The sequence below is a fragment of the Mediterraneibacter agrestimuris genome (genome assembly GCF_943193195.1).
In the GTDB taxonomy this organism is placed as follows: Bacteria; Bacillota; Clostridia; order Lachnospirales; family Lachnospiraceae; genus Schaedlerella; species Schaedlerella agrestimuris.
Window position 1 is genome coordinate 1 of record NZ_CALPDG010000009.1, and the last position, 24,324, is coordinate 24,324.

Genomic DNA, 24,324 nt, shown 5'->3' on the forward strand with positions numbered 1-24,324 from the left:
AACCAGAACACATCAGCATAAACGAGCACTCGCGTTGACTTCCCGTAAATTTATACGTCTGCTCTTTGGTCTGCTGGGCAAGGGCCAACTCTACTCTCTGGAAAAGAGTAGGTAATCCATATCGAATTCCTAACTTACGTCTTTTTTTGAGAAACAAGCCGTAGGTTTATTAAGATTACCCTTTTCCCTGAAAATCTTTTTAAAATAACTCTTGACTATTTACCAAATTGCTTTCTATGATGCTGCCCGTAAGCTGATTCGTTATTATTCAATATAACAGAGGAAAGTGACAGGAGAGTGACAATTTCATAAAAACAGAAAAATACGGCAAGGGTATGTGGAGCACTCCTCAGCCGCATTTTTTATGTCTTATACAGTTATTTCTAGTCTTCTTTTTCCATGGATACGGACCTTTTTCATATCTGCCTGTACCGTTAATTATATAAAATTCTTTAGATTTATGCAACTTGAGGAATGAGGAATGTTACTTTTCACACCCGGGCCGTGCACTACGCTGCACGGCCTGGGACCAGTACAGTATCGGGGCTGGAATCCGGTTTCTTGCCGTAAGGCAACTTTAAATAGACCGGATTCGTTGCTTTGAGCACCGTAGGTGTGAAAAGTAACGATTTGTGGTTGACTTTTAAAAAGAAACGGTGTAAAGTAATCTTACTAGAAACAGAATAATGCAACTTTCTCTTATTCAGAGCAGTGGAGATACAAAGGATCTGTGAAGCTGCGGCAACCCCTTTTAAAGGAAGGTGCCAGCCTGAGCGATGAAGTCGAACAATAAGGGGATTGTTATGATAATAATTACGACAGTCCGCTTTTTACGCGAAAAGCAACGAGTCGGGATGAATAAGAGGGAGAACCGTTGAGAATTCTGCTTGCAGAAGTTCCAACGGTTCTCCCTCTTATTCATGGGGCGATTGCCCGCAGTCAAGAAGTGCAGTTTCGAGACACAGCGGCGAGGAAACAGAAGAAGCGCAGTTTCGAGAAATAGCCAATAGAGAAGAGAAAGGCAAGTATAAGAAAAAGGAGAATACAAATGGAAAAGATTTTATTTACTTCAGAATCAGTAACAGAAGGACATCCGGATAAGATGTGCGACCAGATTTCAGATGCTATTCTGGACGCTTTGGTAGAGCAGGATCCGATGAGCCGTGTTGCCTGCGAGACATGTACGACTACAGGTCTTGTAATGGTGATGGGAGAAATTACGACCAACGCTTATGTGGACATTCAAAAAATTGTCCGCGACACAGTGCGTGAAATCGGATATACAAGAGCAAAATATGGATTTGATGCAGAAACCTGCGGTGTTATTACGGCAATCGACGAACAGTCAGCAGACATTGCTCTTGGAGTAGACAAGGCTTTGGAAGCAAAGGAAAAACAAATGTCTGATGAAGATGCTATTGAAGCGATCGGTGCAGGAGATCAGGGGATGATGTTCGGATATGCATCTGATGAGACAGAAGAGTATATGCCGTATCCGATCGCTATGGCACACAAGCTGGCATTACAGCTCACAAAGGTGAGAAAGGATGGAACGCTTGATTATCTTCGTCCGGACGGTAAAACGCAGGTTACAGTAGAATATGATGAGAATGGAAATCCGAAACGTCTGGAAGCGATTGTACTTTCTACACAGCATGACCCGGAAGTAACACAGGAGCAGATTCATAAGGATATTAAGGAATATGTATTTAAACCGATTCTTCCGGCAGATATGGTGGATCAGGATACAAAGTTCTTTATTAATCCGACAGGACGTTTTGTAATTGGCGGACCTCATGGAGACAGTGGTTTGACAGGACGAAAGATTATCGTGGATACATACGGCGGTATGGCAAGCCACGGCGGCGGTGCATTTTCCGGAAAGGACTGTACAAAGGTAGATCGTTCTGCAGCTTATGCGGCACGTTATGCTGCAAAAAATATCGTAGCAGCAGGGCTTGCAAAGAAGTGTGAGATTCAGCTTGCTTATGCGATTGGTGTTGCACATCCCACTTCTGTTCGTGTTAATACTTATGGAACAGGTGTTGTTTCTGATACCAAACTGGTAGAGATTATCCGTGAGAACTTTGATCTGCGTCCGGCGGGTATTATCAAGATGCTGGATCTTCGCCGTCCGATTTATAAACAGACAGCGGCATACGGACATTTTGGAAGAACAGATGTAAGTCTTCCTTGGGAGCAGTTAGACAAGGCAGAAGAGCTAAAGAAGTATTTGTAAATGGTTAATAAAAGTAACGATTCTATTAAATTTCAATAAAACTAACAGCGGACATCTTGCGGTGTCCGCTTTATTTATGGTACTGTTAATGACAGGAGACAGAAACAGTGGTCTGTTTGTTACTGTGCACAGCAGCAGGCTGTGAACAGTAACATCTGTTTTATACAATGTGGAGGCGGAGGATGAAACTTAGAACAAAACTGATTATTTCATTTATGGCAGTGGTCATTCTTACTACGCTTTTGACTACGGTGGGCGTGCGGATGCTTGCGTTAGAGGCAATGGGAGATGTGCAGCAGATGTACATGATTGTTATTTTCGTGACGGTGGCACTTTTAATTTACTGGATTTACCGAACGATTTCGATTCCTCTTGCTAAGCTGCAGCGGGCAGTCCGCAATATCAAGGAAGGCAATTTGGATTTTGAGATTCACGCTGAGGCGGATGACGAGATTGGACAGCTTTGTCAGGACTTTGAAGAAATGCGTCTTCGTCTGAAGGCAAATGCAGAAGAGAAGATTGCATATGACAGGGAAAATAAAGAATTGATCAGTAACATTTCCCATGATCTGAAGACTCCTATTACCGCGATTAAAGGGTATGTGGAGGGAATTATGGATGGTGTTGCGGATACGCCGGAAAAGATGGACAGATACATCAAAACGATATACAATAAAGCCAATGAGATGGATTTGCTCATCAATGAGCTGACCCTTTATTCTAAGATTGACACGAATAGGATTCCGTATAATTTTACGACAATTTCGGCGAAAGATTATTTTTCCGACTGTGCAGAGGATTTGTATATCGAGCTGGAATCGAAGGGGGTAGTTTTTGAATATCACAATTATATAGAGGAAGATTCTAAGGTCATTGTAGATCCGGAACAGCTTAGAAGGGTGATTAGCAATATTGTCTCCAATTCTATGAAATATACAGATAAGCCGCGGCGGAATATTACAATGAATGTCCGGGATGTGGGAGATTTTATTCAGATAGAATTAGGCGATAACGGTAAAGGAATTGCGGCAAAGGATTTACCGAATATATTTGACCGTTTTTACCGGACAGATGCGTCACGAAATTCATCCAAAGGCGGCAGCGGAATCGGACTGTCTATTGTGAAGAAGATTGTTGAAGAGCATGGCGGCAAAATTTGGGCGGTCAGTGAAGAAGGGAAAGGAACAACAATGTATTTTGTTGTCAGAAAATATCAGGAGGTGCCGATGAATGAGTAAACGGATTTTGATTGTTGAAGATGAAGAGAGTATTGCAGATCTTGAGAAGGACTATCTGGAATTGAGCAATTTTGAAGTGGAGGTTGCGAATGACGGACAGACAGGTCTGAATCTGGCAATGAACAGTGATTTTGATCTGATCATTCTGGATTTGATGCTTCCGGGGGTGGACGGATTTGAAATTTGCCGTCAGGTGCGCGGCAGCAAGAATACACCGATTATTATGGTGTCTGCTAAAAAGGACGATATTGATAAAATCAGAGGTTTAGGTTTAGGAGCTGACGACTATATGACGAAGCCGTTCAGCCCAAGTGAACTGGTGGCTCGTGTGAAGGCACATCTGGCGAGATATGAACGTCTGATTGGAAGCGTGGTGGAGGAAAACGAGATTATCGAAATCCGTGGGCTGAAGATTGATACTACAGCAAGACGAGTATGGGTGAACGGTGAGGAACGCTCTTTTACTACAAAGGAATTTGACCTGCTCACATTTTTAGCGGGGCATCCGAATCATGTGTATACGAAGGAAGAACTGTTCCGGGAAATCTGGGATATGGAATCCATTGGGGATATCGCAACTGTAACTGTACATATTAAGAAGATTCGTGAGAAGATTGAATATGATACCTCACATCCGCAGTATATTGAGACAATCTGGGGGGTAGGATACAGGTTTAAAGTTTAAAAAGATACTGCAGACAATGTAGAGAAGGAATATAAATACATCCGGAAGCTTTCTGGGTGTATTTTTGCTGCTGCTTATTAGGATATCGAACGTTTCCATGAATCCGTGCTCTTTGCCTTTAAAGGCTCTTTGTTTTTGAACGTATTTGTGGCGGCTGATATCTTAACTATCGACAGCGATTCTTTGCAGAGTTTTGTACTTGCAAATAAAGCGTTGTTTATTTATATTAGTATTAAAGGATATAACCGCCTGGTCATAAGGGCAGGCGGTTATCACAGTATCAGTAAAAATAGCGGACGATAGTCATCCGGTATATTTGGATATAATGGGGAAGACAAGAAGATGATTACAAGTACAAGCAATAAAAATGTAAAAGAAGTCGTGCAGCTTCGGAAGAAGAGTAAGGCACGTTCACAGGCGGGGATATTTCTCGTGGAAGGAATTCGTATGATTCAGGAAGCTCCGCGTGAGCAGCTTTTGAAGCTATATGTGACAGAGGGATTTTATCAAAGACATAAAGAAGATCTGGGGATACAGATTATAGGAGATTCCCGTGGAAAACAGAATCATTTGGGGGCGGAAGATACGGAGGGAAGACCTTTTTGTGCGGAACTGGTATCAGACAATGTATTTGAATATATGTCAGATACGAAGACCCCACAGGGAGTTCTGGGAATTGTGAAACAGACAAAATATAGTCTGGAGGAAATTCTTGGCGGAAATGTGATGGGAACAGGCGGCGCCGTACCGGAACAGGCGGCAAGGACACACAGACCTGCGCCCCATCTCGTTACGCTTGACAATTTACAGGATCCGGGGAATCTGGGAACGATATTCCGTACGGCAGAGGCAGCGGGGGTAACCGGAATTGTGATGAGTAAAGATTGTGTGGATATTTATAATCCAAAGACCATTCGCTCTACTATGGGAGCGATCTACCGGATGCCGTTTTTGTATGTAGAGGACTTGAAAGAGACAATAGATACTTTGAAAAAAACAGGAATCCGCGTATATGCGGCGCATCTGGACGGCAAGAATGCCTATGATCAGGAAGATTACCGGGGCGGCACGGCATTTTTGATCGGGAATGAGGGAAATGGTCTGCGCCGTGAGATCGCAGACAGTGCAGATGCATGGATTCAAATTCCGATGGCGGGACAGGCAGAATCTCTGAATGCGGCTGTTGCTGCGGCAATTCTTATGTTTGAAGCCAGCAGACAGCGCAGGGAGAATTAACGACTGACTGGTTCAGAGTAATAGTAGAAAGAAGGTGAGATGTTTATGTTGTATACATACCCCGATTATTATTCTGAGTTTCACTGTATCGCCGATGCCTGTGAGGATACTTGTTGTGCAGGCTGGCAGATCGTAGTGGATGACAGATCGCTGCGCCGTTATCACTGTGAAGACGGACCGTATAAGAAGAAACTGCATGCTTCTGTTAATTGGAGGCAGAAAGTATTTCGTCAGGACAAGGAGGCGAGGTGTGCGTTTTTGTGTGAGGACAATCTCTGTGATATGTACCGGAACTTGGGCGCAGACAGTTTGTGCAGAACCTGCCGGCTCTATCCGAGGCACATAGAAGAGTTTGAAGGGATTCGGGAAATTTCTTTGTCTATTTCCTGCCCGGAAGCGGCGCACCTTCTGATCGAACGAAGGGAGCCGGTGACATTTCATTCGGTAGAAAAAGAAGGTACAGAAGAATATGAGGATTACGACCCGTTTTTATATTCTATGCTTGCAGACGCAAGAGAATGTTTATTCGAGATTTTGCAGAACCGGAATCTTCCGATGGAAAACCGAATACTGCTCAGCCTTGGTGTTGCCTATGATATGGAAAACAGAGTTGCCGGAGGTAAATTATTTGAATGTGAAGCAGTTTTTGAGAAGTACCGGAAGCAGACTTGGTTTTTTGCTGCGGGAATGAAAGCGGACAAGTACCGTAAAGATATGAAAAAGCGATATCTGTTTTCCAGGGAAATGTTCGGGAATCTGCGGGAGCTGGAGCTTCTCAGAAAGGATTGGGAATACCAGTTAAATGAGGCAGAAATTCTGTTGTTTGCATATGGGGCGGATGGATACGGTAAGATTCAAGAAGCCTTTTATCAGTGGGAACAGGAGCAGCGAAAGAGTGGGTCGGAGGATGCAGGCGAGACGGAGACCAAGGAGACAGAAGGCAGAAAGCAGGAGAAGGACTGGGATTGGAACATTTTCAGTGAGCAGTTGATGGTTTATTTTATATTTACCTATTTCTGCGGGGCAGTTTATGATGGAGAAATTTTTGTAAATGTGCAGATGGCAGCGGCAAGCGTATCGGTCATATGGGATTTGCTGGCAGTACGCTGGCTTAAGAATGAGAAGACGCTGGACGCTGAGGATGTAAAAGAGGTAGTGTACCGCTATTCCAGAGAACTGGAGCATTCCGATAAGAACAAAGCACATTTTCGGGAGAAGTTAAAAAAACAGAGTACATTATTTTACTGCTTATAATAATTTATAAATTAAAATAATAAAAAATTCGCCCGGAACGGTTTTTTTCCGTAAATGTTCGTGTTAAACTATGAACGGATAAAAGATAAAAGAATGTTTGAAGAAATAAAAGGAGACAGAAAATGGGTGGATTTTTTGGCGTAGCATCAAAGAAGAACTGTACCTTGGAATTGTTTCATGGCATAGATTATCATTCACATCTCGGAACAAGACGAGGCGGAATGGCGATGTATGGAGAAGCAGGATTTCAGAGAGCGATTCATAATATCGAGAATTCTCCGTTCCGTACTAAATTTGAAAAAGATGTGGAGGAGATGAACGGGCATCTGGGTATTGGATGCATCTCTGATTACGAGCCGCAGCCACTTTTAATTCAGTCACATCTAGGAAGCTTTGCAATTACGACGGTCGGTAAGATTAATAATGAAAAAGAGCTGTTAGGGAAATTATATACACACGGACATACGCATTTTCAGGAAATGAGCGGCGGTAAGATTAACGCAACAGAGTTGATCGCTTCTTTGATCTGTAAGGCGGACAGTCTTGTGGAAGGTATTAAATTTGTACAGGGGCTTGTAGATGGTTCTATGGCGATGCTTCTGATGACAAAAGATGGTTTATATGCTGCCCGTGACAAATATGGGCGGACTCCGCTGTTTATCGGAAAGCGTGAGGATGGTTATTGTGTATCTTTTGAGAGCTTTGCATATATCAATCTGGGATTTTGCGATTATAAAGAGTTAGGACCTGCGGAGATTGTACATATCACAGCAGACAGTGTGGAAACAGTCAGCCCTCCGGGAGAAGAACTGAAGATATGTTCATTTATGTGGGTATATTATGGGTATCCCACATCGACTTATGAAGGTGTCAATGTGGAGGAAATGCGTTACAAATGCGGAAGTATGCTGGCGAAGCGTGACGAGGATAATGTGTCGCCGGATATTGTAGCGGGCGTGCCGGATTCCGGGATTGCTCATGCAATCGGATATGCCAATGAATCGGGGATTCCGTATGCGAGGCCGTTTATCAAATATACGCCGACATGGGCACGGTCTTTCATGCCGACCAATCAGAGTCAGCGTGAGTTGGTTGCCAGAATGAAGCTGATTCCGGTGCAGGCATTGATCGAGGATAAGAAACTGCTTTTGATAGATGATTCCATCGTACGTGGAACACAGCTTAAGGAGACAACAGACTTCCTGTATCAGAGCGGAGCCGAAGAGGTACATGTGCGCCCGGCATGCCCGCCGCTTCTGTTCGGGTGTAAGTATTTGAATTTCTCACGTTCTAAGTCAGAACTGGATTTGATAACGAGAAGGATCATTGCAGAGCGAGAAGAAGAGGTGACGCCGGAGATTCTGGCAGAATATGCAGATCCGTGCAGTAAAAAATACGAAGAGATGGTAGAGGAGATACGGAAACGCCAGAATTTTACATCATTGCGTTTTCATCGGCTGGATGACCTGGTTGAGGCGATCGGGCTGCCGAAGTGTAAGCTGTGTACATATTGTTTTGATGGAAAAGAATAAGAAAATTAAAAAAACTATTGATTTTTGTTTGAACCTATGATATGATAACACTCGTGTCAGAGATGATGCGGGTGTAGTTCAATGGTAGAACACCAGCCTTCCAAGCTGGATACGTGGGTTCGATTCCCATCACCCGCTTTTTTCATACCATTTTATATGAACAGAGAATAAAGTTACGGCATAAGCTCATAATGAGTTTATGCCGTTTCCTGTGTCACAAAAACCCTCTGGAGGATGCGCACATGGCACGAGAATGCACCAAGGCGCAATCCTTATTTGTGGTTATTAGAATTATCAGATAATAACTGGAAAAATTAAAAAAAGTTTCTCTTCCATTTTACAATGGAATATGGTATTGTAGACTAACAGATACAATATATGGTGTCTGTAAATGGTAAAAAACTATATTTTGTTGTAAAAAGGGCAAAAACTCAGGGTATAAGTGCGAAAAGCACTAGTAATATTAAGAAAAAAGGGGAGATGAAATAAGATGGAAGTAAAGACCAATATCATCAAACGAAATGGAAAGGAAGTTAATTTTGACGTTTCCAAAATTACGAATGCGATTCGGAAAGCGAACAGAGAAATCGATAAGCTGCACCGTCTGAATGAGTATCAGATAGAGGCGATTGGAGATATGATCGCACAAGAGGTTGAAGGGGCTACACATGCGGTTAATGTCGAGGACATACAAGATATGGTAGAAACGGGAATTATGGGGATGCGTGGATATGAGGTGGCGCAGAAGTATGTGCGCTACCGTTATAGAAGAGAGATTACCCGTAAGGCTAACACAACTGATAATGGAATCCTTGCTCTTTTGGAGCACATTAATGAAGAAGTGAAGCAGGAGAATTCTAATAAGAATCCGATCATCAATTCTACGCAGAGAGATTACATGGCAGGTGAGGTCAGCAAGGATCTTTCCAAACGTGTTCTTTTGCCTGAGGAGATTGTAAAGGCACATGAAGAAGGGATCATTCATTTCCATGATACAGATTACTATGCACAGAAAGAGCATAACTGTGATCTGATTAATTTGGAAGATATGCTGCAGAATGGTACGGTCATCAGTGAGACGATGATCGAAAAGCCGCACAGTTTCTTTACTGCATGTAACGTAACGACACAGATTGTTGCACAGGTAGCAAGTAATCAGTATGGAGGACAGTCCTTTACACTGGCGCATCTTGCCCCGTTTGTAGATGTCAGCAGACAAAAGATCCGCAGGAATGTGATTGAAGAACGTACAGCGTGCAAAGAGCCTTTGGATGAGGAAATTATTTCTAAGGTAACAGAGAGACGTCTGAGAGAAGAAGTTAAGAGTGGTATTCAGACCATTCAGTATCAGTTGATCACTTTGATGACTTGTAACGGACAGGCGCCGTTTGTTACAGTATTTATGTATCTGGATGAAGTGCCTGAGGGACAGACAAGAACCGATCTGGCAATGATCATTGAAGAAGTTTTGATCCAGCGTATGCAGGGAGTGAAGAACGAAAAGGGTGTGTGGATCACGCCGGCATTCCCGAAACTGATTTATGTATTGGATGAGGATAATATTACTGAGGAAGCTCCATACTGGCATCTGACAGAACTGGCGGCAAAATGTACTGCGAAGCGTCTTGTTCCAGATTATATTTCTGCAAAGATGATGAAGGAACTGAAAAAAGGCTGTGTATATACTTGCATGGGATGCCGTTCTTTCCTGACTGTAGAGGAAAGCCAGAAAAACCCGGACGGAAGCTACAAGTTCTATGGGCGTTTTAATCAGGGTGTTGTAACAATTAATCTAGTAGATGTGGCATGCTCCTCGGAAGGGGACTTTGATAAGTTCTGGAAGATTCTGGATGAACGTCTGGAATTGTGCCACAGAGGTCTGCGCTGCAGACATGAGCGTCTTCTGGGAACTGTGTCCGATGTGGCTCCGATCCTCTGGCAGAATGGTGCGCTGGCACGTTTGAAAAAGGGCGAGACGATCGACAAGCTGCTCTATAACGGATATTCTACGATTTCTCTCGGATATGCGGGACTGCATGAGATGTGCATGAGAATGTACGGAGTATCACATACACACCCGGAAGCAAGAGAATTTGCATTGAAGGTGATGCAGCGTTTGAATGACAAGTGTGCTGAGTGGAAGGCAGCAGAGAATATAAGTTATTCCGTATACGGTACGCCGATGGAGTCTACCACATATAAGTTTTCAAAATGTCTTCAGAAGCGTTTTGGAATCATTGAGGGTGTAACAGATAAGAATTATATTACAAACAGCTACCACGTACACGTATCTGAGGAAATCAAAGCCTTTGATAAACTGAAATTCGAGTCTGAATTCCAGAAATTGTCTCCGGGAGGTGCGATCAGTTATGTGGAAGTTCCGAATATGCAGAATAATATTCCGGCAGTATTGTCTGTTATGCAGTTTATTTACGATAATATTATGTATGCGGAATTGAATACAAAGAGTGATTATTGCGAGCGTTGTGGATATGACGGAGAAATTCTGATCAAAGAAGACGATGCTGGTAAGCTGATATGGGAGTGTCCGAACTGCGGTAACCGTGACCAGGATAAGATGTCAGTAGCCCGCAGAACCTGCGGATATATCGGAACACAGTTCTGGAACCAGGGGCGTACACAAGAGATTAAAGACCGTGTACTTCACCTGTAAAGAGGTGGTATCATGAATTATGCAAATATAAAAGACTGTGATATTGCAGATGGTCCTGGAGTCAGGGTCAGTCTGTTTGTATCCGGCTGCAGACATCACTGCAAGGGGTGCTTTAATGCAGAGACTTGGGACTTCAACTTTGGCAAGCCTTATACGGAGGAGACAGAGGAAGAGATATTACGTCTCCTTGAACCGGATTATATACAGGGGTTTACTCTGCTTGGAGGAGAACCATTTGAACCGGAGAATCAGGTGATTCTCGTACATTTACTGAAGAAGATTCGGGAGCGGCTGCCTAAGAAGGATATCTGGTGTTATACAGGCTATCTGTATGATGTAGATTTGATTGAAGCCGGTAAGGTGTATACGGAAGTAACGAAGGAAATGCTGTCTTATATTGATGTGCTGGTAGATGGGGAGTTTATTGAAGCAGAGAAAGACCTGTCGTTGGAATTCCGCGGAAGCCGGAATCAAAGAATCGTGAAAAGGGAGGAATTCAAATTAGAAAAATAAGTGAAAATGCTATATACTTAAATTATAAATCAGACTAAAAAAGTATGCTAAGCCACAGGTTAAAAATTCCGGCTTAGCATATTTTTTTGTAACTGTTACATTTTTTTAGATAAGAGGTTAAGAAAAAAGATGTGATACTAGGAATTATATGTTATACTGAAATCATAGTTTAAATTCTTACGGGATTAGATTGGGAAGGAGGATTTTGGTATGGATAAAGCTGCAATGTATAAGCTGACTTATGGATTGTTTGTGCTGACTGCGAAGGATGGCGAGAAGGATAACGGGTGTATTATCAACACAGCTATGCAGGTGACCACTACACCGAATCGAGTGACAATTGTAGTCAATAAGCAGAATTATACACACGACATGATTATGAAAACAAAGGAGTTCAATGTATCCTGCATCAGTGAGGCGGCAGATTTTGATTTATTCAAACATTTTGGGTTCCAGAGCGGAAGAAACGTAGATAAGACGGAAGGAAGAGCTTACCCACGTGCAGAGAATGGGATTATTTATATTCCTGAAATGACAAGCGCATACATTTCCGGCAAGGTGATCGCGGAAACAGATCTGGGAACACATACGATGTTTCTGGCGGATGTAACGGACGGTAAGGTGTTGAGTGATGTGGAGGCAGTTTCTTACAGTTATTATCAGAAAAATATTAAACCTGCGCCGCAGCCAGTGAAGAAAACAAGCTGGGTATGTAAGATCTGCGGATATGTGCATGAGGGAGAAGTGCTTCCAGATGATTTTACCTGTCCGTGGTGTAAGCATCCGGCTTCTGATTTTGAGAAGAAAGAGGCATAAATCATAGCTTTTAAAATGTAATCAAAGATACAACACGATAAGAGAGGAAAGAACGATGAACTTTTTAGAGGAAAGAATTGCAAAAGACGGAATGGTAAAGGCAGGTAATGTATTGAAAGTTGACAGTTTTTTGAATCATCAGATGGATATTGGACTGTTCGACCAGATGGGGGCAGAGTTTAAGAAGCGATTTGCAGATAAACAAATTAACAAGATTCTGACAATTGAAGCTTCTGGAATCGGAATTGCCTGTATCGCAGCCCAGCATTTTCAAGTACCGGTCGTATTTGCAAAGAAATCAAAAAGTATCAACTTAGAAGGGGAAATGCTTGTAGCAGAGGTGGAGTCTTTTACGCATAAGTGTATCAATCATGTGATCGTAGCAAAGAAATTCCTCGGACCGGAGGATCGTGTATTGATCATAGATGATTTCCTTGCAAACGGATGTGCGCTGCAAGGGCTGATCCAGATCGTGCAGTCTGCGGGAGCAACAGTAGAGGGAATCGGAATTGCTGTTGAGAAAGGTTTTCAGGCAGGCGGACGTATCATTCGTAATTTGGGCTTCCAATTAGAGTCTCTGGCGATTGTGGAGAGTATGGATGCTGAGACAGGAGAAATTGTATTCCGCGAACAGTAGGATGAAAATAGAGCATTACAAAGGAATTAAATTACATATATATAGAATGACCGCCATAATATGCAGCGGTCTTCTTGTATTTGGTTTGGATATCTTTGATCAAGGTATTTCCGTTCAGGCGGCAGACAAAAGCTGCAGTGGAATTTTATTAGAGTCTTTGTCGGAAAAAACACCGAAGAAGGATTACCAGTTCAAAGATTATGCCGATGAGTTAAAACGAAGGGAATATACATATAAGATATCTGTGAAGCAGGCAGAGGAATTGTTGGAAGGATCAGGAGAGATTGCACCAGTGCATGAGGACTGGCTTGCATCTAAAGAGCAGATGCGGGAGTTGAAAAAAGAACTTATAAAGTTATTGAAAGATACAGATGGAACATGGAGTATCTATGTCAAAGACTTAAAGAGCAGAGTATCCTTTTCGATTCATAATGAAGAAATGTATGCCGCAAGTCTGGTCAAGCTCTTTGTGATGGAAAAATGTTTTGCAGATTATAAAGAGCTTGTGGCGAATGATATGAAGAACAGTGATGATAAGGAGTGCAGTACAAAGCATATTAGTACGCTTCTGAAAGGAATGATCGAAGTGTCTGATAACGAATCTTTTAATGAATTAGTAAAGCTGCAGAATGCGGACAGGGATTTTGAGGAGGGAGCGGAAGAAATCAATCAATATTTGGAAACACAGGGATATACAGATACCGGGGTGTACCATACACTTCATCCATCGTTTTCAGAATGTGAGTGGATTTCAGATGAGCGAAATCATACATCTGTGGAAGACTGCGGTCTTCTGCTGGAACGGATTTATGAGGGAGATTGTGTATCAAAGAAAGCCTCTGCAGAAATGATGGAGCTTTTGCTGAATCAGCAATTGACAGAGAAAATCCCGGCGGGGCTGCAGGAGAATGAAATGGTAGTGTGCGCCAATAAAACCGGAGAGACAGAATCAGACAACCATGACGCAGCGATTGTGTTCGGTTCAAAGAAAGATTATGTGCTTTGTATTATGTCCTCAGAGTGGGAGGACAGTAATGAAGCGGTTGCAGCCATTCAGGAGATATCAAAAATCGTGTATGAAATGTTAAATAATGATAAGTAACGGAATATGAAAAAGGAAAATTTGGACTTGTCCACTTTGTTTGTAGCATCGAATAGTGCAATGTAGTGCGGCAAGGCGCAGGTATACATAAATTCTTTAATCTTCTTAAGAATTTCTTTTATTTCTTATAATGTCCTCCTTTAGATATGTTCAGTATCATGATATCAAGGTCGAAAGACTTCATGATACGAACAGCTAAAGGGGGACTTTTTTATGAGTATCCAGACATTAACAAATTATTTTATTGAATACGGAGCCTTTTTTATTTTCCTGATCGTATTGCTGGAATACCTGAATCTTCCGGGATTTCCAGCGGGGGTGATCATGCCGCTGGCGGGAATCTGGGCGGCAAAAGGTGAAATCAGTTTTCCGGCGGTGCTGATGATTTCGGTTGCGGCGGGCTTAGTCGGAAGCTGGGCGCTGTATCTGCTCGGAAGAGTGGGAGGACCGAAGGTCATGGGCGTTTATTTTAGGAAGTTTCCAAAGCATCAGCCGGTGATTGAGGACAAGATGGCGATGCTTAGGGAAAAGGGCTGTATTGGTGTTTTTGTCAGCAAGCTGCTTCCGATGGTGCGTACAATCATTTCGATTCCGGCGGGAATGGTGCAGATGAATTTTATGAAATATACAGTCAGCTCCGTACTTGGAATCTTTATTTGGAATCTGGTATTTGTAGGCGCGGGATATTACTTTGGAGACGCGGCGATCCAGATGCTGGCATAAAAAAGATTAAGAGCACGTAAGCAGCCAAAAGACGACTGCTAAGTGCTCATAACAAAGGAGAAGAGATATGAAGATAGCGATGTTGACGAATAATTATAAGCCTTTTGTAGGGGGCGTGCCGATTTCTGTGGAGCGGCAGGCGGAGGAACTGGTGAAACTGGGGCATGAAGTGACGGTATTTGCCCCGGAATATGAGATTGCCGGGGAAGAAGAAAAGAAGGGGAATAAAGTAAACTGCGGGACTGATGGAAGGGGGCGGAAATATGAATATGACAATGGAATCCGAGTGATTCGTTTTCGTACTGGGAAAAGTTGTATGGAGAATGGAATGGTATATCCGAGACTTATTTTAAAAGAAATTACCGATGTCTTTGAAATGGAGTCTTTTGATCTGATCCATACCCATCACCCAATGTTTGTGGGACCGACAGCGCTGTACTTGAGCAGGAAATATCAGATTCCGGTGGTTTATACCTATCATACGAGGTATGAGGATTATTTACATTATTTGGATTTTTTACGGGAGGATAGAATATTTCCGGGGATAAGAAGGCAGATGCTAAAAGCTGCAAAAAAAGTGATTGTACCGGGGTATATGCGGTGGTTTACCAATCAGTGCGATTTGGTTCTGGCGCCGACAGCTGGAATGCTTCATCGTATCCGGGAGAATGGAACTCACGTACAGACGGCAGTATTTCCGACGGGTCTGAAAGAAGAATTTTATCAGGAATATCCGCAGGAGGCTGCAGCGATCCGGAAAAGATATCTTCCAAAAGGAGGAATCTTGTTTTGCACAACGGGAAGACTGGAAGCGGAGAAGAATCCCGGATTTTTGCTGGATGGAATTGTAAAACTGAAAGAGAAAATGAGTAAACCATTTCAAGTGCTATTTATTGGGAGCGGAAGTATGAGAAAGATGCTGGAGCAAAAAGCAGAAGAAATGGGGATTGCAGATGTGGTTAAATTTCTTGGAAATGTGCCTAACGGGCAGGTAAACCGTTATTTGCAGGCAAGTGATCTGTTTCTTTTTGCATCTAAGTCTGAGACTCAAGGAATCGTACTTGCCGAAGCATTTGCCGCAGGCTGTCCGGTTGTGGCGGTGGATGCGTCAGGGGTAGAGGATATTGTAGAGAACGGGGTAAATGGGTACAAGGCAACGGAAGACGTGGATGTGTGGAGCAGCAAGGTGCTGGAAGCGTTGGAGCAACAGGAATATATGAAGGAACAGGCGAAGATTACAGCGGAAGGATACCGCTCCGGCAGACTTGCGGTATATGAAGAATTATTATATGGACAGTGTATTGCGGCAAAAGCGTGCAGACAGGAGGAAACGGGATATGAGTATGAAGAGGATAGGGCAGAGAATCTTACAGGACGTGTTTTCCGGGTATTTAAAACTTCTTGAGAAGACAGTGAAGATCGACTGGCAGGAAGAAGAACTGTGCGGCAGCAGTCAGATTTTTGGATTCTGGCATGAAGACAGTTTCTTTATGAATCTGGTACTGAAAAATCTGGCGGGAAAGACAGCGCCGGTGGATGTGGTTGTGACAGCGGACACAAGGGGAGATTATATTGAGCATATGATACAGAAATGCGGCGGAAGTGTAATTCGTGTTCCTGACGGTTATGCAGCTTTTGGTGCGTTAAAGATGTTAATGCAGCGTTCTTATGAGCAGGCGCGTTCGCTGGCGGTAGCGCTGGATGGTCCGCTGGGACCCAGGCATGAGCCGAAAAAGCTGGCGTTCTATCTGTCGGAACAAAAAGGTGAGGATTTTGTGGGGATAAGCTTACACTATTCTGCATGTCTGCGGATGTTTTGGAGATGGGACAATTATGCTGTTCCTCTTCCGTTCTCTAAAGTGACTGTGGCAGTAAAGGATTACGGTGAGGTCAGCAAACGAGAAATTCCGCAGCTTCCGGTACGGGCAGTGCCGTGGAATGGGGATGTACTGCGGTATCAAAAAATGATATAATGTGCACGGACACAAAGAATCAAGCCGTGCGCAGTGACATTTGATTCTTGTGCGTGAACCATAATAAAAATATCGCAGGAGGAATGAGAAGCGTGGAGATGAATCATGTACTTGTGGTGGAGGATGATAAAGAAATCAGAGAGGGCGTCCAGATTTATCTGAAAAGTCAGGGATACGAGGTGTTTCAGGCAGCAGATGGAATGGAAGGACTTGAAGTGATAGAACGGGAGGAAATCCATCTGGCAATCGTGGATATTATGATGCCCCGGATGGATGGAATCCATATGACAATGAAACTGCGGGAAAAATATGATTTTCCGGTTATTATGCTTTCAGCTAAATCAGAAGAGGTTGACAAGGTGATGGGTTTGAATATCGGCGCCGATGATTATGTAACCAAGCCTTTTACTCCGATGGAGCTGATGGCGCGGGTGAATTCACAGCTCCGCCGTTATAAGCGGTTTATGGAGAAGCTGGAACCAAAGGAAAATGTGCATATGATCGGCGGATTGGAGATCAATGAGGATACAGTACAGGTGACGGTAGACGGCAGCCTGGTAAAACTGACGCCTATAGAGTACAAAATATTATTGCTGCTGGCGAAAAGTCCGGGACATGTATTTTCTGCGGAAGAGATTTACGAGAGAGTATGGCAGGAGCGTGCCATCAACACGGATACGATTATGGTCCATGTCCGGAATATCCGGGAGAAGATTGAATTGGATCCGAAGAATCCAAAATATTTGAAGGTGGTGTGGGGTGTTGGTTACAAAATTGAAAAACAACCGTAAATTTGCAATCTTTCTTATGATTGTAGCTGTGCTTGCGGGCGCAGTTGTAATGGTGAGCGCTTATCCGATTTTTGCAGTGAATCTGTCAGAGGGAATCGCGGATGAAGTACAGGAGGAAAAACTGACGGAGCTGTCTGATGAACTGAAGGATGGAGTCTGCTTTCTTTCTAATCAGGCATATGGATATATAGACCAGTCGGAAATGAATTTTTATTATGGTATGGAAGGTTTTATGCTTCTTCGGAAGTATATGGATTATGAAATCTTTGACTTCGATGGCAAGGCGCTCCTTGGGGAAGATAACAGCAGTAAAGTGAAGGAACTGGTCAAAGAAGAGACAGATTATGCATTCCGTACATCAATTGTCATTAATGAAGACAGCGAGATTCAGGATGTTCAAGTGGACGGAAATGCGATTCATGAGAAAAATGCCTATCAGTTGGAACAGCGTATATTTGACGGAGGACTAAGTGATAATCTGGAACATTCTTTTGAAGGTGCCTTGCCAAAGGAAGTAAAAGTGATTTATGGAATGTCTGAGGAGCAGCTTGACGGATATATGAGCGTCTCTGATGATTTTTTGTATCAATACGCAGTCAGACTTTCCTATAGAGAACTTTATCAGATGTATGAACGGATATTGATTGTGGTCATTGCAGTTATGGGGATTTTGATTGCTGTAAATAAGGGATGGCGGGTACATGAGTGGAAACTATTCCGTGCGCCGCTGGAAATAGTTCTGGCTGTATGTTTGTATGTAGTAATCGGAAATAATATGACACGGGCAGCTCAGGTGTGGAGTGTAATTAACAGAGATGCACGTTATGGTTATGTTTCTGGTATTTCGTATGATATGCAGATACTGTTGAATGTAGCGATGTGGGCAGTTGTATTTGGGATTGTGTTATGGGGCATGGTCTGTATGGCGGAAGTCTTTGTGCTTAAGAAGGAATACCTGAAAGAGCGGACACTCTGTGTATGGCTTTTTCGCTGGAGTAAGGCAGAAAGCGGACAGTATGGGGATAAGATTAAACAGGGAGCCGACGATGCTGCCGGATTTTTCCAGAGGGTCTGGAGAAAGATAAAAGGTTACTTTAGTAAGGTGTATAATGAATTTCTGCATATGGATTTACAAGAGGATTCCAATAAGCTGATCATCAAAGCGCTGGTGATCAATTTCTTCCTTTTGCTGATCATCACATGCTTCTGGTTCTACGGAATCTTTGCGCTGATCATTTATTCTGTGATTCTCTTCCTTATCCTGAGGAGATATTCACAGGATATAAAACAGAAATATGCATTGCTGCTGGAATCTACGAACCTGCTGGCAGAGGGCAATCTGGATGTGCCGATCGATGGGGATCTGGGGATTTTTAATCCGATCAAGACAGAGATTCAGAAGATTCAGAAAGGATTCAAAAAGGCAGTTCAGGAAGAAGTCAAGAGTGAGCGGATGAAGACCGAGTTGATTACAAATGTATCGCATGATCTAAAGACCCCGCTGACGGCGATCATCACTTATGTGGATCTGCTGAAATTGGAAGAGGATCCGGAGAAGCGGAAGGAATATCTGGGGGTGCTGGAGAAGAAGTCGCTGCGGCTGAAAGTGCTGATAGAGGACTTGTTTGAAATTAGTAAAGCGACCAGCAAAAATGTGACAATGAACTTCATGAAGGTAGATATTGTCGGTTTGTTGAAACAAGTTGGTCTGGAATGTGATGAGAAGATTCAGGCGGCTCATTTGGAATTTCGCTGGAGCATGCCGGAGGGGAAGGTTGTGATGCTTCTGGATTCCCAAAAGACATACCGGATATTTGAGAATCTGATTATCAACATTACAAAGTACGCATTGCCGCATACAAGAGTGTATATTGAGTTGATAGATGATGGAAGTCATGTTTCGATTTCTATGAAAAATGTGTCGGCGGCGGAGCTGAATTTCAATACAGAAGAAATAACAGACCGCTTCGTTCGGGGGGATGCTTCCCGAAATACAGAAGGTTCCGGATTGGGATTGGCGATTGCGAAGAGTTTTACGGAGTTACAGTATGGAACACTGCAGATTTCAACGGATGCAGATTTATTTAAGGTGGTGATCCGGCTGCCGAAGCGGAGTGAGTCAGAGGAACAGGAAAATAGCTGACACCGATTGCATCTAAAATAATAATTAGAATTTAGGAGTGCAGATGTGCAAAGACTAAAAGTAAAACTTATATATAAAAGCTTAGATTTATTTGTTAAGTTAAGCATATTGATTAAAAAGATATTTCGTATCTCGCCATATATATGTTGTTTTTCGGTCGTTATAGGGTTCATTGATATTTTATTAGAGGGGAATAAACTGGATTATGTTAGACCTATTTGTTTAGTAACATTTGGGGTGAGTTTTTTAATGTTTTTCGTATCTTTTTATCTTGAATATATTTTTATGTTTCTATGGAAATGTCCTAAATGTAAAGGTAAATTTCCATGGTATAAAACAACTTTAGTATATTTAGGTGGAGAAGGCAGTAGTCTTATAAATAAAACAGTCAAGGATATTTGTGATCGTAGAGATAAGAAAATAACTTTAATTCAATGTGAAAAAAGTAATTTACTTATTCCACAAAAGTGTCCACATTGTCGGGAAGTTATATGGAAAAAATGAGTAAAGTATAATTTAGAAAGCGTGAAAAAATGAAGAAATTATATTGCATGAACTGTGGTACTAAATTAAATATTAAATTTGGAATGATACCACACAAATGTCCTTGTGGAGCTAAATTTGATTCAGCAGACACAAAGAACATTAAAAAAATAGTTATAAGTATTATATTCTTTGTAATTTTAATGTCTCCACCGTTTATTTTTATTCACTTTAGTAGGCAATATTTTCAAGCATCAATTACTTTATATACCTTAGCCTTGATTACTTCCGTGTTCGCTTTCCTATTACGGACGTCAGGGATAGACACCTGCTAATGTGCCAGCACATTGGCAGGTGTTTTTTACTCAACTATTCAATTGCCTGATCTGCAAACAGAACCTGCATTCCTTCGGATTTTAAATCGAAGAGTGGGCGGCGGTTGGCTGTTGAATCCGTGATCAGCAGGTCAATAGCATTCAAATCGAGACTTTTATATGTATAAGTTTTTCCGAGTTTATGTCCGGTCGCAACAAGAACAATCTTTCCAGTGCAGTTTCGGGCAATGCTTTCATAGATTTTCGCTTCCTGATAAATATTGGTGGTTACACCATTTACTGCATCAATGCCATTGGCGCCCAAAAATGCCATATCTACGAAAATAGAATTGATGACATGTTCAGTGAAAGGACCAATGAGTGATTTTGCTTTCAGACGGCATTCGCCTCCGCACAAGATTAATGTAACGTGTTCATTATCTGTATAGACCGGAGCAAGGGCATTGTTTGTAACAACTGTGACACGCTTATGCCCCAGATGTTTGATGATGCTTAATGCGGTGGTGCCTGAGCCGAGAAAAATCGTGGAATTGTTTGGTACTAGTTCAGCAGCAGCTTTACCAATTAAGTCTTTTTCCACAGAGTAATCCTGTTTTTTTGCATCTGCAGTCTGTTCGTTGCCGATCTGGATCATGCGGGCGCCGCCGTGAAAACGTTCAATCAGATGTTCCTGTTCTAAATCCTCCAAATCTCGCCGTATTGTCAGTTCCGAGACGCCTAAGGTGCCGGAAAGAAAGGAGACACGGCAGCTGGAATGCTCTTGGAGCAGTGTGATAAGACTGCGCCGTCTTTCTTCTATTTGTTTTTTGCTCTGTTTCATGAGTCCACTCCTGTTCAATTAAATGTACTTTTACAGATTTTTATGAATGATTGTAAAGATGTCTTCTATTATTAGTATACATGGAAATGAAGAAAAGGGGAATATCAAATTGCATAAAAAATCCAGAATATTTTTGGGTGATTTTAACAAAAGAAAGTAGAAAGTTCCTAAAAATATAATTAAGAACGTTAAATTGTGAAAAAATAATAAAATTAGAATGTGTGTAGAAAGAATAATTCGTAACTGCTGACAATTGACTATTTGATAGTAAAAAGATACAATTAAATCAACAAAAAACAAAGAAAAGTTCATAATGAATGTTTCGACCAAAGCAAAAGGAGGAAAAAAATGAGAAAAACGTTAAAAAAAGGGATTGCATGTACATTGGGAGCTGCAATGATTCTTACTTTGACAGCATGCGGCGGAGGTGCATCCGAAAATGCCGATAATGGTTCAGAAAAAGGAAACGAATCTAAAAAAGAAGCAATTGAGATTCGCCTTTCATCCAGATGGGGCGGTGAGGAAACACTTTCACAGTATTTTAACCAGAAGATTGACGAGTTTAATGAACTGGACAATGGCATTACGATTGTGGCAGATAATGTAACAGATGAACAGCAGTACTTTGATAAATTGAGTTCTCAGTTTGGAGCAGGTACACAGCCGAATGTGTTTATCAACTACGGCGGAACAAGTATCAAAGATTATATTGACGGTGAAGTGCTCTTAGATCTGGAACCATATTTTGAAGAAGATCAAGGATGGAAAGATGCATTTCTTCCACTGTTTGATAACTGGCAGGAAGGAGATGCGACATATGGCGTACCGGTAATGCTTTATCAGATTCTGTTATACTATAATACAGAGATTCTCAGTGCAAACAAAATTGAGGAGCCAAAGACAATTGAAGATCTGGAAGCAGCATGTGATACACTTGTTGCGGCAGGAATTACACCGTTCCAGCTGGGCGAAAGCAGTAACTTCCGTGCAGGACATTTGTTAAACAATCTGTGCTATAAAGCTTACGGCGGAGATATTGCAGCTAAGCTGGCTGACAGAGAGATAAATTATGATTCCAAGGAAATGCTGGATATGTATACTATCATTCAGGGATGGAACCAGAAGGGATACTTCGGAAGCAATCCACTTAGCGTGGACAACAATGGTGAGAAAGCAGCATTCCTTTCAGGGGAAAGTGCATTCCGTTATGATGGAGCATGGTTTGTCGGAGAAATCGCAGGAACTGAAGTAGATGGCAAGGCAGATGTAACTGCGTTCCCGTATTTTGCAGAAAAAGACGAGTATAAGAACTGTGTACAGGGGGGATCTGGACAAGGATTTTCTGTTACAGACAGCGGCGATGAAGCAATTAACGATGCAGCAGTTGAGGTTGTTAAATATCTGACATCTGAAGATTACTATGCAGGTTTGGAAAAAGCCAGCAACGGTGGTATTTATCCGGTAAAATTTGAATCTGATCCAGAAACAGAAATTGATGATATGACTGTGAAGATTAAAGAAATCGTAGAGGGAGCTGAAGTCTTCCACGGTGATATGCAGGAAGTAGATCCGGAAACACATATGCTGAATACAGTAAGAACTGCACTTCAGGGACTGTTTTTAGATGGAACACCAGAGAACTGCGGAGCAGAAATCATTTCTCAGGAAGAAGTAAAATAAAGGGTAAAAACAGACTGACCGGGAAGGACAGTCAGAAGGAAGGGAGTTGTTGCACATTGGCAAAGGGTTTGCAGCAGCTCCTTGCTTTTTTTCGGAAGAATGACAGGATGAAAAAAATGGGCAAGATAAGAAGGAGAAAAGTATGGATAAAAGATTTCAACATGTACAATGGATGATGGATGCCAGATTTGGTTTGTTCATTCACTGGGGACTTTACTGTATTAATGGAGTTACCGAGTGGAAGCGATCTTATGAACGGCTGACAATAGAAGATTATGAACAATATTTTGAGGAATTTGATCCTGTGGATTACAACCCGAAAGAATGGGCGCGGATGGCAAAGGCTGCCGGTATGAGATACGCGGTGCTGACTGTAAAACATCATGAAGGCTTTTGTCTGTTTGATTCGGAATATACCGATTATAAATCTACGAATACAAAATGCGGAAGAGACCTGGCAAGAGAATTTGCAGAAGCATTCCGTGCGGAAGGGCTTGGGATCGGATTTTATTATTCGCTTTTTGACTGGCATCACCCAGACTATCATCATTATGGAGATTTGTATCATCCGATGCGGGATAACGAAGCATACAAGGATTATGAATATGATTTTGACCGATATTTGGAATATATGCACAACCAGATCCGGGAGCTTTGCACCAATTACGGTAAGATCGATATTCTCTGGTTTGACAATTCCTATGGTGAGATGCGCGGGGAAAAATGGAAAGCAACGGAGCTTGTAAATATGATCCGAAGCCTCCAGCCGGATATCGTTTTGAATAATCGGCTGGAATGTAATGCATCAGCAAAGGGAAGTATCAGTACAGCCAATCCGACTGTATATGCAGGGGATTTTGTGGCTCCGGAACAGATTATCCCGCCAGAGGGAATTGTGGATGATATGGGAAATGATCTGCCATGGGAAGCTTGCTGTACGATGAATAATAGTTGGTGCTATACTCCGAATCCATACAATTATAAGGATGCCGCATGTCTGATCAGGAAGCTGGTGGAATGTGTCAGCAAGGGAGGAAATCTTCTGGTAAATATCGGACCAAATGCAAGAGGAAAATTCCCGAAGCCGGCGGTAAAAGTGCTGGAGGATATGGCAGAGTGGTTTGAAGACTATGGAAAATCTATCTGGGGATGCAAAAAAGCAGGTCTTGGAAAACCAGACTGGGGATATTATACCAAAAACGGAAAGTATGTGTATGCACATTTGCTTCAGCAGGAAATCGGACCAATTGCATTGAATATCCCGACAGATATGATTAAAAAGATCCGGAGAGTATCGGATGGATCAGAAGTGCTGATTGTCAGACCATGGGTGACAGAGTTGTTCCCAGAATATACCTTTATTAATTTTCAAGAACCAATTCAGGGAACATTTCTTCTGGAAAATAGAATTGATACGGTACTGGAAATAGAATTGAAGGAAATATACTGA

Annotated in this window: 20 protein-coding genes, 1 tRNA gene, 1 pseudogene and 1 riboswitch; of the genes and pseudogenes, 21 read left to right on the top strand and 1 reads right to left on the bottom strand. The window is 42.3% G+C overall.

Annotated features, from left to right (window positions below; genetic code table 11):
* The first annotated feature begins 696 nt into the window (after positions 1-696).
* Positions 697-796, top strand: a riboswitch (SAM riboswitch).
* Positions 797-874: 78 nt separating this feature from the next.
* The 19 genes from NFS18_RS19355 (at position 875) to NFS18_RS06475 (ending at position 20,060) form a co-directional block, all read left to right on the top strand.
* On the top strand, positions 875-1,003 hold the full coding sequence (locus NFS18_RS19355) for a hypothetical protein (RefSeq protein WP_277613530.1): 129 nt from the start codon (positions 875-877) through the stop codon (positions 1,001-1,003).
* A 45-nt stretch (positions 1,004-1,048) separates the two neighbouring features.
* The gene (gene metK / locus NFS18_RS06390; RefSeq protein ID WP_251389138.1) at positions 1,049-2,239 is read left to right on the top strand and encodes a methionine adenosyltransferase; all 1,191 of its coding nucleotides are present in this window, start codon (positions 1,049-1,051) and stop codon (positions 2,237-2,239) included.
* Positions 2,240-2,421: 182 nt separating this feature from the next.
* Entirely contained in the window at positions 2,422-3,477 is a 1,056-nt protein-coding gene (locus NFS18_RS06395) for a sensor histidine kinase (protein ID WP_251389140.1), read from the top strand.
* The gene (locus tag NFS18_RS06400) at positions 3,470-4,162 is read left to right on the top strand and encodes a response regulator transcription factor (RefSeq protein ID WP_251389142.1); all 693 of its coding nucleotides are present in this window, start codon (positions 3,470-3,472) and stop codon (positions 4,160-4,162) included. Before NFS18_RS06395 ends, NFS18_RS06400 begins: the two co-directional genes overlap by 8 nt.
* Positions 4,163-4,504: 342 nt before the next feature.
* On the top strand, positions 4,505-5,398 hold the full coding sequence (locus NFS18_RS06405) for a TrmH family RNA methyltransferase (RefSeq protein WP_251389143.1): 894 nt from the start codon (positions 4,505-4,507) through the stop codon (positions 5,396-5,398).
* 45 nt (positions 5,399-5,443) lie between these two features.
* On the top strand, positions 5,444-6,652 hold the full coding sequence (fliB, locus tag NFS18_RS06410) for a flagellin lysine-N-methylase (RefSeq protein ID WP_251389146.1): 1,209 nt from the start codon (positions 5,444-5,446) through the stop codon (positions 6,650-6,652).
* Positions 6,653-6,774: 122 nt separating this feature from the next.
* Complete coding sequence (locus NFS18_RS06415; protein WP_251389148.1) at positions 6,775-8,184, top strand: amidophosphoribosyltransferase; 1,410 nt, start codon at positions 6,775-6,777, stop codon at positions 8,182-8,184.
* Between the two features lie 67 nt (positions 8,185-8,251).
* Positions 8,252-8,322 (top strand) — tRNA-Gly (locus NFS18_RS06420).
* Between the two features lie 352 nt (positions 8,323-8,674).
* Positions 8,675-10,858, top strand: a complete 2,184-nt coding sequence (gene nrdD, locus NFS18_RS06425; protein WP_251389150.1) for an anaerobic ribonucleoside-triphosphate reductase — start codon at positions 8,675-8,677, stop codon at positions 10,856-10,858.
* Positions 10,859-10,870: 12 nt separating this feature from the next.
* Positions 10,871-11,371 carry an anaerobic ribonucleoside-triphosphate reductase activating protein gene (gene nrdG, locus NFS18_RS06430; RefSeq protein WP_251389152.1) on the top strand — a complete coding sequence of 167 codons (501 nt, stop codon included), beginning with the start codon at positions 10,871-10,873 and terminating at the stop codon, positions 11,369-11,371.
* Between the two features lie 210 nt (positions 11,372-11,581).
* The gene (locus tag NFS18_RS06435) at positions 11,582-12,187 is read left to right on the top strand and encodes a flavin reductase (RefSeq protein ID WP_251389154.1); all 606 of its coding nucleotides are present in this window, start codon (positions 11,582-11,584) and stop codon (positions 12,185-12,187) included.
* 55 nt (positions 12,188-12,242) lie between these two features.
* On the top strand, positions 12,243-12,824 hold the full coding sequence (locus tag NFS18_RS06440; protein WP_251389156.1) for a xanthine phosphoribosyltransferase: 582 nt from the start codon (positions 12,243-12,245) through the stop codon (positions 12,822-12,824).
* Entirely contained in the window at positions 12,787-13,926 is a 1,140-nt protein-coding gene (locus NFS18_RS06445) for a serine hydrolase (protein ID WP_251389157.1), read from the top strand. Before NFS18_RS06440 ends, NFS18_RS06445 begins: the two co-directional genes overlap by 38 nt.
* Before the next feature lie 213 nt (positions 13,927-14,139).
* A complete protein-coding gene (locus NFS18_RS06450; protein WP_251389159.1) occupies positions 14,140-14,649 on the top strand; it encodes a DedA family protein in 510 nt (169 codons plus the stop codon).
* Positions 14,650-14,716: 67 nt separating this feature from the next.
* Positions 14,717-16,054 (top strand): glycosyltransferase, encoded by a 1,338-nt coding sequence (locus NFS18_RS06455; RefSeq protein ID WP_251389161.1) that lies wholly within the window; start codon positions 14,717-14,719, stop codon positions 16,052-16,054.
* The gene (locus tag NFS18_RS06460) at positions 15,987-16,622 is read left to right on the top strand and encodes a lysophospholipid acyltransferase family protein (protein WP_251389163.1); all 636 of its coding nucleotides are present in this window, start codon (positions 15,987-15,989) and stop codon (positions 16,620-16,622) included. Before NFS18_RS06455 ends, NFS18_RS06460 begins: the two co-directional genes overlap by 68 nt.
* A 92-nt stretch (positions 16,623-16,714) precedes the next feature.
* On the top strand, positions 16,715-17,413 hold the full coding sequence (locus NFS18_RS06465) for a response regulator transcription factor (RefSeq protein ID WP_251389338.1): 699 nt from the start codon (positions 16,715-16,717) through the stop codon (positions 17,411-17,413).
* Positions 17,382-19,556, top strand: coding sequence for a sensor histidine kinase (locus tag NFS18_RS06470; RefSeq protein WP_251389165.1), 2,175 nt, complete (start codon positions 17,382-17,384; stop codon positions 19,554-19,556). The genes NFS18_RS06465 and NFS18_RS06470 overlap by 32 nt, the downstream gene beginning before the upstream one ends.
* A gap of 45 nt (positions 19,557-19,601) precedes the next feature.
* Entirely contained in the window at positions 19,602-20,060 is a 459-nt protein-coding gene (locus tag NFS18_RS06475) for a hypothetical protein (RefSeq protein ID WP_251389167.1), read from the top strand.
* Between the two features lie 348 nt (positions 20,061-20,408).
* On the opposite strand, the gene NFS18_RS06480 is transcribed toward NFS18_RS06475, so the two are convergent.
* On the bottom strand, positions 20,409-21,194 hold the full coding sequence (locus NFS18_RS06480) for a DeoR/GlpR family DNA-binding transcription regulator (protein WP_251389169.1): 786 nt from the start codon (positions 21,192-21,194) through the stop codon (positions 20,409-20,411).
* A 348-nt stretch (positions 21,195-21,542) separates the two neighbouring features.
* Between NFS18_RS06480 and NFS18_RS06485 the strand changes: the two genes are divergently transcribed.
* Positions 21,543-22,874 carry an ABC transporter substrate-binding protein gene (locus tag NFS18_RS06485; protein ID WP_251389171.1) on the top strand — a complete coding sequence of 444 codons (1,332 nt, stop codon included), beginning with the start codon at positions 21,543-21,545 and terminating at the stop codon, positions 22,872-22,874.
* 136 nt (positions 22,875-23,010) lie between these two features.
* Positions 23,011-24,324, top strand: a pseudogene (locus tag NFS18_RS06490) (alpha-L-fucosidase); the annotation flags it as partial.

Bases quoted from the DNA above. Each gene is read 5' to 3' on its own strand.
- NFS18_RS06435 (WP_251389154.1), top strand. From the start codon at position 11,582: ATGGATAAAGCTGCAATGTATAAGCTGACTTATGGATTGTTTGTGCTG.
- nrdG (WP_251389152.1), top strand. From the start codon at position 10,871: ATGAATTATGCAAATATAAAAGACTGTGATATTGCAGATGGTCCTGGA.
- metK (WP_251389138.1), top strand. From the start codon at position 1,049: ATGGAAAAGATTTTATTTACTTCAGAATCAGTAACAGAAGGACATCCG.
- NFS18_RS06445 (WP_251389157.1), top strand. From the start codon at position 12,787: ATGCTGAGACAGGAGAAATTGTATTCCGCGAACAGTAGGATGAAAATA.
- NFS18_RS06415 (WP_251389148.1), top strand. From the start codon at position 6,775: ATGGGTGGATTTTTTGGCGTAGCATCAAAGAAGAACTGTACCTTGGAA.
- NFS18_RS06405 (WP_251389143.1), top strand. From the start codon at position 4,505: ATGATTACAAGTACAAGCAATAAAAATGTAAAAGAAGTCGTGCAGCTT.
- NFS18_RS06450 (WP_251389159.1), top strand. From the start codon at position 14,140: ATGAGTATCCAGACATTAACAAATTATTTTATTGAATACGGAGCCTTT.
- nrdD (WP_251389150.1), top strand. From the start codon at position 8,675: ATGGAAGTAAAGACCAATATCATCAAACGAAATGGAAAGGAAGTTAAT.
- NFS18_RS06460 (WP_251389163.1), top strand. From the start codon at position 15,987: ATGAGTATGAAGAGGATAGGGCAGAGAATCTTACAGGACGTGTTTTCC.
- NFS18_RS06480 (WP_251389169.1), bottom strand. From the start codon at position 21,194: ATGAAACAGAGCAAAAAACAAATAGAAGAAAGACGGCGCAGTCTTATC.
- NFS18_RS06455 (WP_251389161.1), top strand. From the start codon at position 14,717: ATGAAGATAGCGATGTTGACGAATAATTATAAGCCTTTTGTAGGGGGC.
- NFS18_RS06400 (WP_251389142.1), top strand. From the start codon at position 3,470: ATGAGTAAACGGATTTTGATTGTTGAAGATGAAGAGAGTATTGCAGAT.
- NFS18_RS06395 (WP_251389140.1), top strand. From the start codon at position 2,422: ATGAAACTTAGAACAAAACTGATTATTTCATTTATGGCAGTGGTCATT.
- NFS18_RS06485 (WP_251389171.1), top strand. From the start codon at position 21,543: ATGAGAAAAACGTTAAAAAAAGGGATTGCATGTACATTGGGAGCTGCA.
- fliB (WP_251389146.1), top strand. From the start codon at position 5,444: ATGTTGTATACATACCCCGATTATTATTCTGAGTTTCACTGTATCGCC.
- NFS18_RS06440 (WP_251389156.1), top strand. From the start codon at position 12,243: ATGAACTTTTTAGAGGAAAGAATTGCAAAAGACGGAATGGTAAAGGCA.